This window comes from Butyrivibrio sp., from assembly GCF_024699075.1.
In genome coordinates this window covers 12,237-26,220 of sequence record NZ_JAILQF010000075.1, presented here as the reverse complement: position 1 = coordinate 26,220, position 13,984 = coordinate 12,237, and the positions used below count along the sequence as shown (strand labels likewise).

At 40.2% G+C, this 13,984-nt stretch carries 13 protein-coding genes; all 13 read right to left on the bottom strand.

Annotation, left to right across the window (positions count from 1 at the left end):
* Positions 1-7: 7 nt before the first annotated feature.
* The 13 genes from K6G87_RS02865 to K6G87_RS02805 all read right to left on the bottom strand — a co-directional run bounded on the left by K6G87_RS02865 (position 8) and on the right by K6G87_RS02805 (position 13,933).
* Entirely contained in the window at positions 8-1,075 is a 1,068-nt protein-coding gene (locus K6G87_RS02865) for a class II aldolase/adducin family protein (protein ID WP_296833634.1), read from the bottom strand.
* Positions 1,076-1,104: 29 nt separating this feature from the next.
* Positions 1,105-1,686, bottom strand: a complete 582-nt coding sequence (locus K6G87_RS02860) for a 5-formyltetrahydrofolate cyclo-ligase (protein ID WP_296833632.1) — start codon at positions 1,684-1,686, stop codon at positions 1,105-1,107.
* A 24-nt stretch (positions 1,687-1,710) separates the two neighbouring features.
* Positions 1,711-3,375, bottom strand: coding sequence for an NAD(P)/FAD-dependent oxidoreductase (locus tag K6G87_RS02855; RefSeq protein WP_296833629.1), 1,665 nt, complete (start codon positions 3,373-3,375; stop codon positions 1,711-1,713).
* Positions 3,376-3,467: 92 nt separating this feature from the next.
* On the bottom strand, positions 3,468-4,706 hold the full coding sequence (locus K6G87_RS02850) for an aminoacetone oxidase family FAD-binding enzyme (protein ID WP_296833626.1): 1,239 nt from the start codon (positions 4,704-4,706) through the stop codon (positions 3,468-3,470).
* Positions 4,703-6,232, bottom strand: a complete 1,530-nt coding sequence (locus K6G87_RS02845; RefSeq protein ID WP_296833623.1) for a hypothetical protein — start codon at positions 6,230-6,232, stop codon at positions 4,703-4,705. Before K6G87_RS02845 ends, K6G87_RS02850 begins: the two co-directional genes overlap by 4 nt.
* 64 nt (positions 6,233-6,296) lie before the next feature.
* Positions 6,297-6,806 carry an rRNA maturation RNase YbeY gene (gene ybeY / locus K6G87_RS02840; protein ID WP_296833620.1) on the bottom strand — a complete coding sequence of 170 codons (510 nt, stop codon included), beginning with the start codon at positions 6,804-6,806 and terminating at the stop codon, positions 6,297-6,299.
* The gene (locus tag K6G87_RS02835; protein ID WP_296833616.1) at positions 6,790-8,049 is read right to left on the bottom strand and encodes a hypothetical protein; all 1,260 of its coding nucleotides are present in this window, start codon (positions 8,047-8,049) and stop codon (positions 6,790-6,792) included. Before K6G87_RS02835 ends, ybeY begins: the two co-directional genes overlap by 17 nt.
* 22 nt (positions 8,050-8,071) lie before the next feature.
* The gene (locus tag K6G87_RS02830; protein ID WP_296833614.1) at positions 8,072-9,127 is read right to left on the bottom strand and encodes a PhoH family protein; all 1,056 of its coding nucleotides are present in this window, start codon (positions 9,125-9,127) and stop codon (positions 8,072-8,074) included.
* Positions 9,124-9,603 carry a 23S rRNA (pseudouridine(1915)-N(3))-methyltransferase RlmH gene (gene rlmH / locus K6G87_RS02825; RefSeq protein ID WP_296833673.1) on the bottom strand — a complete coding sequence of 160 codons (480 nt, stop codon included), beginning with the start codon at positions 9,601-9,603 and terminating at the stop codon, positions 9,124-9,126. Before rlmH ends, K6G87_RS02830 begins: the two co-directional genes overlap by 4 nt.
* 24 nt (positions 9,604-9,627) lie before the next feature.
* Positions 9,628-10,101: a hypothetical protein gene (locus K6G87_RS02820; RefSeq protein ID WP_296833611.1), complete on the bottom strand. Its 474-nt coding sequence runs from the start codon at positions 10,099-10,101 to the stop codon at positions 9,628-9,630.
* Between the two features lie 202 nt (positions 10,102-10,303).
* Positions 10,304-11,704 carry an NADPH-dependent glutamate synthase gene (gene gltA / locus K6G87_RS02815; protein WP_296833608.1) on the bottom strand — a complete coding sequence of 467 codons (1,401 nt, stop codon included), beginning with the start codon at positions 11,702-11,704 and terminating at the stop codon, positions 10,304-10,306.
* Between the two features lie 16 nt (positions 11,705-11,720).
* The gene (locus tag K6G87_RS02810; RefSeq protein WP_296833605.1) at positions 11,721-12,596 is read right to left on the bottom strand and encodes a sulfide/dihydroorotate dehydrogenase-like FAD/NAD-binding protein; all 876 of its coding nucleotides are present in this window, start codon (positions 12,594-12,596) and stop codon (positions 11,721-11,723) included.
* A gap of 101 nt (positions 12,597-12,697) precedes the next feature.
* Positions 12,698-13,933 (bottom strand): chitobiase/beta-hexosaminidase C-terminal domain-containing protein, encoded by a 1,236-nt coding sequence (locus tag K6G87_RS02805; protein WP_296833602.1) that lies wholly within the window; start codon positions 13,931-13,933, stop codon positions 12,698-12,700.
* Between the last annotated feature and the right edge of the window lie 51 nt (positions 13,934-13,984).

The window sequence follows — 13,984 nt, the reverse complement described above, 5'->3', positions numbered from 1 at the left end:
TCAACAATCATCTTTTTGCCAGCTTGGAATAAGAGTTTCTATAGTGTCTGTTCATCTTAATACAATCTCTGTAGGAAAGGAAGTTGGCACTTCCATATCTGGATGCCGCTATCTGAGCTATACAGGCTTTATCAAGCACAAGTGCTGCTGCCTGCGCATCATCTTTGGTCTCTCCAAGACAAAAGGCTCCATCGTCAAGAGCAAATACCGCATTAATATTTTTTCTCACAATAACTCGTCTTCCATCATGACCATGATGATTGATGGGAATTCTGACGCTGGTACCGATAAGCTGAGCAAAGTCATCAAGAAGAGGCTTCATATGCGTAGCACGTCTTGATACGATCCTGCAGGCTTCTGATTTATTGTGAATTACATATTTAACATCAGGCCTTCTTTCATAAATCTCCTCATGGATCTTCTTGATCCTGTAAGGAGTGTCAGGCTTATCATATATTATCTTGCCGCTGTTTATATGAGAGCTGAAGCCTTCAATAAACTCGCTTTCTATATCCATATGACAATATCCATGCAAAAAGCGTTTTGAAGCTTCTTCCATCTCCATTGCACATTCAAGTGCTTCATCACTTATTGTACCCATGCATATGGTTCCATGATTGGACATGACTATGCCATTTTCTGATCTGTACTTTTCAATAGTCTTTTTGACATTAGCTGCAAGCTTTTTGGTTCCGGGAAGTGCATAAGGCGCACATGGAATCCTTATATCATCACCGTCAACCATAGCTCTTATCTCCTTGACGCCAAGAGATCCTGCAACTGTAGCAAATACCTGATGTGTATGGATTATAAATCTTACATCACTTCTTGCATTGTAGCAGGCAACATGTACCAGCAATTCACTTGAAGGTTTGTATTTGCTCTTTGTAGAAAGGTCCTTAAGATTAACTTCTACTATCATATCAGGAGTCAGGTCTTCATACATGATGCCGCTTGGTGTTATAAGAATGCGGTCCTTATCAAGTCTGCATGATATGTTACCCCAGGTTCTTACAAGAAGTCCCTGATCGTGAAGCTGTTTACCTATATTTATTATTTCCTGTCGTGGATCCATATAAAACTTTCCTGCTTTCTGATTTAAATTTAATCTGCGCGCAGATGTCTTGTAGGAGTATATATCTCGCCAGGTTTTATGTCGTGACTCTCCATTGGAAAAATATCTTCAAACATCTGTTCATCAAAGGCTACTGCTATAAGTACAGCTCCCGGAACTTTGGGTATATATCTGTCATAATAGCCGCCTTTATAACCTATCCTGTTACACTCTCTGTCAAATGCAACTCCTGGAAGGATCATAAGCGTATCTGAATGAATCCTGTCAGCTGATGCTGCATATTTACGCGAAGTAACAGGCTCTGGTATGCCATGGAAACCTTCCTTTATCTGGCTTAAATCCGAGATCTTAAAAAAGTCCATCTCCCTATTCTTTGTATCTGTTACCTTAGGGCAGTATACATTTTTGCCGAGGTGAAGAAGACGCTTTATCAGGTCCAAAGTATCAACTTCAGAAAGATAAGAACAGTACACAAGGACATTATCAGCATGCTTAAGAGCACTCGATGCAAGTATTCTTTCCATGATCCTTGCACTGTTATAAGCCCTGTCTTCCTCATTTAACCTGTTTCTTCTTTCAAGAGCAATCTTTCTGTAACTATCTTTATCCACACCTAACTCCTCTATAAAAGCGCATTATCTGCGCGGGCAGCGTTCTGAGCAAATGCGTGCTGCAACCTTCATACCATCCATAGCTGCTGACATGATCCCTCCTGCATATCCTGCGCCCTCTCCGCAAGGATAAAGGCCACTTGTTTCTATAGCCTGCAGATTGTCGCCTCTTGTGATCCTTACAGGGGATGATGTTCTGCTCTCAATACCTTCCATAAGCGTATCATCAGCATCAAATCCCTCTATCATATGGCCAAAAGCTGTCATTCCCTCATCAATAGCTTCTTTAAGATCTTTAGGAAGAAGGTCATGGACATCTGAAAATACATAGTCGCCCTTTATACATGGGGTATTCCAGCTCTCCCTGCCATTTACTTCTTCTTGCCTTTTTGATTGTTTAAAATCAGCAAGATATTCTACAGGCACCTTGCCTTGTCCAAGTTCAAAAGCCTTCTTTTCAAGCCTTCTTTGGAACTCTACTCCGCACAGAGGGCCTTCTCCTCCAAAATCCTCAGGCTTAACAGTTACTATTATCGCACTATTAGCATTTCTTGAATCCCTGGCATAATAGCTCATTCCATTAACACAAAGGTGTCCTTCTTCGGATGAAGCATTAACCACATATCCTCCAGGGCACATGCAAAAAGAATATACGCCTCTTCCGGAAGATGTGTTGTGAACTACCTTATAGGGAGAAGCCGGAAGTGTAGGACTTTCCTCGATTCCGTACTGAGACATGTTAATCTTCTTTTGAGGATGCTCTACTCTAAGACCTACAGCAAATGCCTTAGGCTCCATATATACGCCATCTTTTACAAGTGCTTCAAAGGTATCTCTTGCGCTATGTCCTATGGCAAGAATAACTGTATCTGTCTCTATTACAGATTCTGCGCCATTTCTATCTTCTATCTTTATTCCTGTAACCTTTTGATCAGACACAATCAGTCCTGTCATTTTGGTCTCAAAAAGTACTGTTCCGCCAAGCTTTTTAATATCTTCTCTGATATTCCTGACAACATCTACAAGCTTATCGGTACCTATATGAGGTTTTGCCTCATAATAGATTTCTTCAGGTGCGCCGTGATCTATAAAGATCTTAAGCGCTGCTCTTCCTATTCCGTCCTTATCACGTACCATAGTATTAAGCTTACCATCAGAAAAGGCACCTGCTCCGCCCTCACCAAACTGAACATTAGATGCTGTATCAAGAACTCCTGTCTTCCAGAAACTTTCTACATCCTTTTGTCTGTCCTCTACAGCTCTTCCTCTTTCTATGAGTATAGGTTTAAAGCCGCTAAGTGCAAGCTCATAGGCTGCAAAAAGCCCTCCCGGTCCTGCGCCAACTACTACAGGACTATTAGCCATTACATCATCGCCAAATGAAGGACGCTTGTATTGTACAGCTTCAAAGAGCTGAGCATTTTTATTATGCGCTTTTTGAAGTGCCTTCTTCTCATTGATATTGAGTTCTATATCAATTGTATATACATCATATATGTCCGGCTTTTTTCGGGCATCTATTGAATGCCTGAAAACACTCAGCCTTTTAATATTATCAGGTACAATTTTCAAAGCCTTGGCACATACATGATACAGGCTTTTAGAAAGAGCCTCCGGCTTCATAACACCGTTAACATATAAAGAGGCATCTCCACCATTTTTAACTTTTATATTACTGATTCTGATCATAAATTATCCTATTTGACTGCTGCATGTCTTGTTCCATACAGACATTCACTGCTGCAGTTCTTATTCCATACAGACTTTCACTGCTTCAGTTCTTAATCCATATAGGTTTTTGCTGCAGCACATCCTGCAATGCTTCCGCTTGTAAATGCCCACTGGAGGTTATATCCTCCGCATCTTCCATCAACATCTGCAAGCTCTCCTGCAATATATACTCCCGGACATGTCTTTGACTCAAGGTCATCTGTCAGATCATCAAGGCTTACTCCGCCCCTGGTGACCTGCGATGAAGCATAGTCAGAAACTGCCTGTATACTTATTCTTACATTTCTATAGTTATCAATTACATGGCTAAGCTTATCAAGGCTGTTTTTATCTACAATACTATCTTTATCTATGCCGCATCTTCCAAGGATCATTACACCTATAAGATGATTGCAGATACCGTCAAGTACCTGAATATAGCTTTTGCCACACGCAAGGTCTGTGATCTCTTTTTTCATATTCTCAAAATCCAGGTCAGAATATGAAGGAAAAAAATCTATGACTGCAGTAACTTTATTTGAAGCAGCTTTAGCAAGATATTCAGCTACTCTTCCGCTTAGCTGAAGAACCGGAATTCCTGAGATTCCTTTTGAAGTAAGCTGAAGTTCTCCATACTCACTTAGGCCTTCAATCTCTTCAATTGTGATATTTGCCATCATCCTGACACCATAAGCACTTGGAAGGTCCTTATCAGATGACAGAAGAGATGTAAGAGCCGGATAAGTATTTGTTACCGACATGCCAAGGCTCTTTGCTATATAATAGCTGTCCCCTGTAGACATGGTTGATTTAGGCCCTGACAGGCCACCTGTTGCTATAATTACTGCATCAGCCTTATATACATCGCCTGATGCCTTGACTTCAAAGCCCATTCCCTGACCAAGGGGAGTTATTTTCTTAAGCTGGCGGCCGCTTATATATTCTATTCCAAGTCTTTTTATTTCATCAATAAGAGCATTTTGAACAGTTGTTGCCTGTCCCGATATCGGATATATGTATCCTTCTTCGCTCTGAGTTATAACACCAAGTGAGTTCATAAAGCTGACCGTATCATCTGCGCCGAATCTTTCGAGAAAGCCCTCCATTCTCTTACTGGCACCTGAATTATAGCATGATGCGCTCATCGCTTCATTAGTCAGATTACAACGACCGTTTCCTGTCATCGATATCTTCTTGCCTGCTATATCATTTTTTTCCAAAAGAGTCACAAAAGCGCCCTGTCTTGCCGCTGTAATTGCTGCGCACATACCGGCCGCTCCTGCACCTGCTACAATAATCTTCTTATTCATACAAAATGAAAACCTCTGGCTATAAGGAGCACAAATCCGCCACCCGGAATTCTCTCGATCTCGTATTCGTATATTCCTCTTAGGATAAGTAGGAACAAGAGATACAAAAATCCGCCTGCAACAAAGCATACAAGTATGGTAAGGATCTCTCCTATAACATTAATTAAGACCATATTAAGGAAAAAGACTATTAAAGCTGCCACACCACTGCAGATAAGCGGTACAACAAAGCACTGGATCCAGTTATGTCTGTAGTGGAGCATTCTCATGATCTCCCAGAATCCCATTGTTCCAAGCACAAGATACATCATAAAATCTGCATATGAAACAGCTGTCATCTCTTTATTAAGTCCATATGACATAAAACAAAATGTCAGGATATGCACTATGATAGCTACAACTATATTAAGGATAAGGGCTCTAAGCTTCCTGAGCCTTAATAATATGGCACTTATCAAAATTCCAATAGGTGCAGAAAAGACAAGAAGTGATGCATGCCCCATCATTGTAACCGCTGAATCTGTAGGAGTAACATATACCGCTCTTTGAATTGTATCTGCAAGAACCAGCATAAACATTGAAAGCGGGAATAGGAGTATTACAAGATATCTGGAGAACTCTGCCAGAATATCAATAGCTCCATGTCTGTCCGAATGAACGATCATGGCACAAAATTCATACACCTTTCTCATCTGCAGGATAACCACAACAGATACAGCTATCATGATGATAGGAAGTACGCCGCCATACCAGCTTCCCCACTGGGCTGCTGTATGATCAAGAGAGCCAACATACATAGCTTCATCTATTAGATTTATAAAGAAAGGAAGTGAGAAAGCAAGTGAAAATGCCAGAACATTTCTCCCATAAGAAGGTCCTGCTCCAAGATATCTTGGTTCTCCGCTTCTGACAATATCATCTATTTTGCTGCTCTTTAACTTCCAAACAATAAGCAAATATATAAGTGTTATCAGAGAAGCTGCGCACACTCCTATAAGTGCTCCGCAGGCACCGTATCCTGATGCAAGATCAGTCCTTTTCAAAAGCGCATTGGCTTTAAGCCCGTATCTGTAAGAGATACTTGCAAATGTAGGTGTTAAGAGAAGGATACTTATAGCAAATATAAACTCTGATAAAAGAGAATAAAGATTCTGCCCAAAACCCTCAAGCATTCCTCTTATTGCTCCCTGGCAGCTGATAAAGATAATGGCAGCTGCTCCTGCAATAAGTGCAAGGAAGCCTATCCTTGAGCCGAAAAGCTTTTCTGATGCAGAAAAAGAAAAGATAAGGATCAGGCCACCAACTATAATTCCTGAAGCAAAGGCTATTGTTCTTGCTTTTCTTACGGTATCCATTGCATTTATAAACTGTTTCTTTTTTTCATAAAGTCTTATAACTGCAGAGATTGCGTGTTCCAGCGCAAAAACAAACACTCCGTAACCGATCATGAACAGATCCATCGGCGAAGCAAATATTCCCAAACCCTCATTTTTGATGATCCTTAGAAGGAAAATTCTGGTAATCATAAAAAAACAGATCATCACAAACAGAGCTATAGAAAAGGTATCCGGTTTAATCCTGTCTCTTACTTTAATTGCCATCTCTAGTAATACCAAGCCTTTCAAGTACGTCGTTTTGTTTCTGTTCCATTACTTTCGCTTCATCCTCTTCCATATGATCATAACCGCACAGATGGAACATGGAATGAGCTGTCAAAAATGCAAATTCTCTTTTTTCACTATGTCCGTATTCAAGGGCCTGAGATCTTACCCTCTTTTCATTAATTACTATGTCCCCAAGATATATGCTTCCATTGTCAGGATCTATCATGTCGCATCTAAAAGGCCCATTTAAAACTGAAAAGTCTCCCGGGGTTTCATATTCAATATTGGGAAAAGACAAAACGTCTGTCTCCCTGTCTATATCCCTGAACTGCTTGTTCATTTCATGTATGCCTTCATCATCTGTGATAAGCATATTGATCTGAGCTTCTTCAGGAAAGTTCTCACTTCTAAGAACTTCTTCACATACGCTGCGTGCAATCTCTTCAATGTCAAAATCAAATTCTGCTTCAACTTCATTCTCAACGCAGAAAATCATAATACAATTTCTCCTTTTTAAGAAGCTTACTTACTCTGTTAAGCTCCGCAATTGAAATGTCTGAATGATCAAAGCATCCACTTATATGTCTTCTTTCGATCATCTCTTCGATCATTCTGTCACTATCTATTTTAGCAGTTTTATCTTTTTCGAAAATAGTCATTAATTTATTTACAAGATCTTCGCACAAGTTAATGATCGTAGCTTCCTTGGATACCGGTGCAGTCTTGCCGTATTTGATATATTCCTCCAAAAGAGATACTGCAGATTCCGGGAACTGATAGCGCTGATAATAAGGCTTTGATACCTCCATATCTTCAGGCTTTCCATCAAGCATTCCTACTCTGTGATAGTAAGCGCATGCCTTGGTTGCTCTTCTGTCTATGCCAATATCCGCAGCTATTCTATCTGCAAGATAGGCTGTATGCACAGCTCTGTAATACTCTCTCTTGTCCTTGTTCTTGATCTTGACTAAAAGCTCAAATTCAGGATCATTGATCTCCATGTACATATCATTGCTGCCTCTTATTACAAGAAGGCTGAATGCATTCAACAGTACAAGAAGAAGGAGCGAACTTATAACTACATTAACAATAGGAACAGTGAGCATAGCAAGCGAAAATGTCTGGTTCAAAAACAGCACGTGATATGAAACCAATAGTACGAACAGGAGCATGATCGATATAAATATCGGAAGCCCGAACTGGAGCTTATCTCCTACATGCTGAAAAAGAACTATGGCAACAACACCTGCAATAAGGTATATAAAAAACGGCTGAACTGATGATTCACTACACAAAAGCAGCGTTACATTCAAAAGAGCGCATCCGCTGCAAATTCCTATAATAGAATTTGAAAAAAGTGACATCAGAACAAAAATACTAAGATAAGGCCATATCAGATTGTTGACAAGTGGAAACAAAAGGGCTGCAAAAAATGCAACTATGTATATAATAAAAAAGCGATTCATATGCTTCTCATTACCATATACAAGACTTCCTCTTATAAGACACTCCTCCCATAAAAACACTATAAGACCGCTCTCTATAAGAACTGTAATAACATTTCTGATTATCTCTTCATCAGACAGGCTATACGCTTTGCCTGCACCAAACATCAAAAAAGCTGAAGCAAAACAAAAAGCTGCAATACTTACAGCACTTTTTATATATTTGGACAATTTACTTTCACTACGAATATCCGCCTCAGAAACATTTTCATCACCTGTTGTCTTGATATCCATATTATAACGCTCCCCATTTTAATTACTGTTTTCTTTTTCTTATCTCTCTCTTTATGGCAGCCTTTCTCTCAGAACGGGCTGTCTCTTTTTTCTCATAATCCTCATAAGCCTTAACGATTTTCTGTACAAGCGGATGACGTACTACGTCCTTACTTGTAAGAGAACATACGGCAATATCATCAATATCCTTAAGAACCTTCTGGGCTACATCAAGTCCTGAAACGGTTCCTGGCGCAAGGTCCTTTTGCGTAGCATCACCTGTAACTATGACCTTGGAACCAAAACCTATTCTTGTAAGGAACATCTTCATCTGTGCAGGTGTTGTATTCTGCGCTTCGTCAAGAATGATATAAGCATTATCCAAAGTTCTTCCTCTCATGTATGCAAGAGGAGCCACTTCTATAAGACCCTTTTCCATATTGGCAAGGAATCTCTCTGTTCCCATTATCTGATACAGAGCATCATATAAGGGTCTTAAATAGGGATCTACCTTGCTTTGAAGGTCACCAGGGAGAAATCCAAGCTTTTCTCCTGCTTCTATAGCAGGTCTTGTAAGTATGATCCTTGATACTTCTTCCCTCTGAAAGGCTGTGATAGCCATTGCCATTGCAAGATAAGTCTTACCTGTTCCGGCAGGTCCAAGGCCGAAGGTTATCATGTGTGACCTTATAGAATCAACATATTTCTTCTGACCAAGTGTCTTGGGCTTTATAGGCTTACCTGTCGTTGTATGACAGATAAGATCTGAATCAATGTCCAAAAGGACACTGTCATTGTCTGTTTCATTTATATTTTCATTATCCATATTATCTCTGTCCTCTTTGAGAATTATTGCATAGTCTACGCTTTGTTCCTCGATACTGCTTCCATTTGTTGAAAGCTTGGCAAGCTGTCTTATAATATCAGCTGCGCTCTGTGCATCCTTCTGCCTTCCAACTATATGTATCTGGCCTCCCCTGTCAGTGATCTCAACTCCAAGGTTATCTTCAATCTTCTTCATGTAGCTGTCATTGCGGCCAAATATATTTCTCATCTCGTCTACTGTGAGAACGATCTTGATCTCGGTTAATTCATTCATTTATGGTATGGTTCCCCGCTAAGAATTTTATATGATCTGTATACCTGTTCCAAAAGCACTACTCTCATCATCTGATGAGGGAAGGTCATATCTGAAAAACTGATCTGTCCGTCGGCTCTTTTTAAGACCTCATCGCTAAGTCCAAGCGATCCGCCGATCACAAACTGTATATGACTGCAGCCAGAAATCGCATAATCATCTATCCACTTAGCAAATCCTGGTGAATCAACCTTCCTTCCTTTTATGGCAAGGGCTACAACCTTGGCCTTTGGATCTATATGCTTTAATAATTTCTCCCCTTCCTTGTCCCTTATCATAGTCTCTACTGATTCAGGGGCATTATCCGGTGTCTTCTCATCTGCAACCTCGATTATCTCAGGTTTACAATATCTCGTAAGACGCTTCATGTATTCTTTAATAGCGTCATTCCAATATTTCTCTTTTATTTTACCAACACAAAGTATACTGATTTTAATAATTTCACACTTTCTGTATTTTTTCTATGAAAAAATCTCACTGTAATAAGTCTCTACAAAGCGGTCCAGCATGTCATCATCCAGATTCAAAAACTTCTGTTTGATGCGCTCCTTCATATAAGCTGTTCTCTGATAAAAAACTACTCCGTCACCACTTTCACTATCTTCATTGTTATTGCCAAGAGCATCCTCAATCGACTGTGCCGTAAGATTATCAAGACACCATTCATGAATCTTTTCTGAAAGTGTACTTTCCTTGACTGCGGCTTCATTAAAGCGTTTATAATTTCTCATCGCAAGTGCTCCCATGACAATGAAAAGCACAAACAAAGAGCCCATTATACCTGTTGTCATATACTTATTAAACATAGGCATTGCGAGGGGATTCCTGATAAGCATATATATATCTGCCAGAAGACCTATACATCCGACACTTATCAATACGACAGCTGAGGAATGATTGTCCTCTGCCATATCTTCATTAGATCTGTATCCCATAAATCCATTTTCCTCCAACTAACCAATTAATGTGCAGTGATAGTATATACTTCAAGCACATTCCCCCTGTTATAACTGCATTCATGGCTTCATATTACAAAAACAGCAAAAACTCAATCTTCTATATAATACCACAAAAGGGCATACAGGTTGTACCCGTACGCCCTTAATATGTAAATTTTTCTTTAAGAAAATTTTAAAATTAATCAAGAGATTTGAGATATTCGTCAATACCCTTAGCAGCTGCTTTGCCGGCACCCATAGCAAGGATAACTGTAGCTGCACCTGTTACGGCATCACCACCGGCGAATACACCGGCTTTTGAAGTCTGACCATTCTCTTCCTGTGCAACAATACATTTACGCTTGTTGATATCAAGGCCTTCTGTTGTGGAGCTGATAAGAGGGTTAGGACTTGTTCCAAGTGACATGATTACTGCATCGCATTCAATCTCGAACTCAGAACCAGGAATCTCTATAGGACTTCTTCTTCCTGATTCATCAGGCTCACCAAGTTCCATCTTTATGCATCTGCATCCTCTTACCCATCCTTCCTCATCAGTAAGGATCTCAACAGGATTGTTAAGAAGGTCAAAGATTACACCTTCCTGCTTAGCATGCTCAACCTCTTCCTTACGAGCAGGAAGCTCTTCTTCAGAACGACGGTATACTACATGTACCTCTGAACCAAGACGAAGTGCTGTTCTTGCAGCATCCATAGCAACGTTACCACCACCAACTACAACTGTCTTTTTAGGATGCATGATAGGTGTTGTTGAATCGCTGCTGAAAGCCTTCATGAGGTTAGAACGTGTAAGGAACTCATTAGCTGAGAATACACCAAGAGCCTGCTCTCCCGGGATGTGCATGAATTTTGGAAGTCCTGCTCCTGATCCTATAAATACAGCATCAAAACCTTCATTCTTCATAAGAGAGTCGATAGTAACACTCTTACCGATTACAACGTCCTTCTCAATCTTAACGCCAAGCTTTTCTACGTTCTCGATTTCCTTTTTTACAACCTTCTCTTTAGGAAGACGGAATTCAGGAATACCATATACAAGAACGCCACCTGCTTCATGAAGTGCTTCAAATATAGTAACTTCATATCCAAGTTTAGCAAGATCTCCTGCACATGTAAGTCCGGATGGACCAGAACCTATTACAGCGACCTTGTGATTCTTCTTCTCTTTTGCTCCTTCAGGAACAATACCCATCTCACGTGCTGTATCTGCAACGTATCTCTCAAGCTTACCAATAGATACAGGCTCGCCTTTGAATCCTCTGATACACTTACCTTCACACTGTGATTCCTGAGGGCATACACGTCCACATACTGCAGGAAGTGCAGATGACTGACTTATGATCTGATATGCGCCTTCTACATTACCAACCTTAACTTCCTGGATAAATGCAGGAATATCAATGGCAACAGGACATCCCTTCTGGCACTGTGGATTCTTACAGTTAAGGCAGCGTGTTGCTTCGGCCTCAGCTTCTTCTTTGTTATAACCAAGACATACTTCTTCAAAATTCGTAGCACGAACCTTTGGATCCTGCTCACGAACAGGAACTCTCTTCAAAACATCTACTTCTATAGCCATTTGTTAATCTCCTATTTTAATCGCAAACTCCGCAGTGACCCTTGTGTGTTTCGCCTTCTTCTTCAGCAAGCTTGAGTCTTGTTTCCTCATTCTTGTAAAGCTTCATTCTGTTCATTGCCTGATCAAAATCTACAAGGTGACCATCAAATTCAGGTCCGTCAACGCAAGCAAACTTAACCTCATTTCCTACTGTAAGACGGCATGCACCACACATACCTGTTCCGTCTACCATGATAGTATTCATTGAAACAACTGTAGGAATGTTAAGCTCTTTAGTAAGCTTACATACAAATTTCATCATGATCATAGGGCCTATAGCGATACAAAGATCATACTTATGGCCTTCTGCTACAAGGTCTTCAAGGCACTTTGTAACCATACCGCTTCTTCCGTATGAACCGTCATCTGTTGTTACATAGAGATTACATACTGTCTTGAAACGCTCTTCAAGGATTACAAGATCCTTATTCTTTGCACCGATAATAACATCTGCTGTTACTCCATGCTCTTTAAGCCATTTAGCCTGAGGGTAAACAGGAGCTGTTCCAACGCCACCAGCTATGAACACGATCTTCTTGTTCTTAAGCTCTTCAGGATCTTCCTTAGTAAGATCTGAAGGATTTCCAAGCGGTCCAACAACGTCTGCAAAGCTGTCACCTGCCTGCATCTTAGCAATCTGATTAGTTTCAGCGCCGATAGACTGAACTACTATTTCAACTGTTCCCTTTTCTCTGTCATAATCGCAGATTGTAAGAGGAATACGCTCCCCATCTTCATCTACGCGTACGATCAGGAACTGTCCAGGAAGACATCCTGCAGCTACACGTGGAGCTTCGACAACCATCTGATAAATATGGGCTGCCAGCTCATTTCTTTCCAAAATCTTGAACATAGTCCTGTTTCTCCTTACTTAAAAAATTTCAACTTTCAGTATCATAAAACAAATTGCAAAACATTGCAACACTTAAACGTGGTAAAGTATCAAAGCTATTTTTATGAAAGCTGTTTGAGGAAGTAACTTCCTGTAGCGTCTGTGCCTAGACGATATACAGATCCATCGTGCTCATTTACCGCGTATAAAAGTCCTGTGGGTGTAACACTTCCATCAGTTGCCATATAGTATTCTGTAAATACATAGTAATCGCCGCTTGATATAACCTCAGTAGATGTTACTGAATATGTATTATATCCATCCTTACCTGCTACAGCCCCGCTTCCGTCAAGAAGGTATCCCTTCTCAACAAGCTGTGCTATAAGTAGCGAAGCAGCCTGATCCTGTGTGACACTAACTGTATAGTGAAGTGAATAAGTACGCTCTACTATCTCACTTGCAGCGCCTGTCTCATTATCAATCGCAACGAATTTAAATACAGAATCACCATAAGGCATACTTACAGGGCCTGTATATAAAGTGGATGTTGCAGTTGGATCGGTGCCATCTGTTGTGTAATACACATTAGTTCCTTCAGCTGTCACAACAGCAATCTGGGTATCAACGTTATAATTGCCGCTATCCTCTATGATAGTTGGAGCATCAGGTACCGGCATGGCAATCTCGTATGTAACGCTTGCAACCTCTGATTTGACTCCGTCATTATCAACAAGAATAGCCTGTAATGTATAAATACCGTTTTTATCAAAAACTATAGGATCTACTCCATTGAAGATAGAATCAGCCAGAGTAGGAGTTACTCCATTTATAGTGTAATAAATGGAGCCTTCTCCCGCCTCAATATAAACTTCAATTACTTCATCATAAGTTCCCGATGCTACAGAAAATTCAGGAGCTGCAGGTCCATCTGTCTGTGAACCTGACTCATCTAAAGATTCTGCCTCATCAGCACTGTCTGTTATAGAAGTTGCACTTGTAACGGATGGGGTCTCATTCTTATTACCTGATGATGTATCAGCATTGATCAGATAATAAACTATGCTTCCAAGAAGAGTTATAAGAATGATACACATAATGCATATCGTCACTTTATAACTGCCGAATATATGACCTTCTTCGTGAGAATCAAAATCATCATCATCTTCTTCATCATAGTAGTCTTCGTCTTCTGACAGCTCTCCTGTATCACTAAGATTATTGGCAAGATCAGATAATGACTCATCAATCCTGTTTTCAACAAGCGGATCAAAATCAGGTACTATCTTAATTTCTTCACCGCAGGAAGGACAATACATTGCTTCGTCCGGTATATAATCTCCGCATTTTGGACACTTCATATTAAACCTCATGTCTTAACTGTATTTGGTAAAAAAGATCAAAATACATAT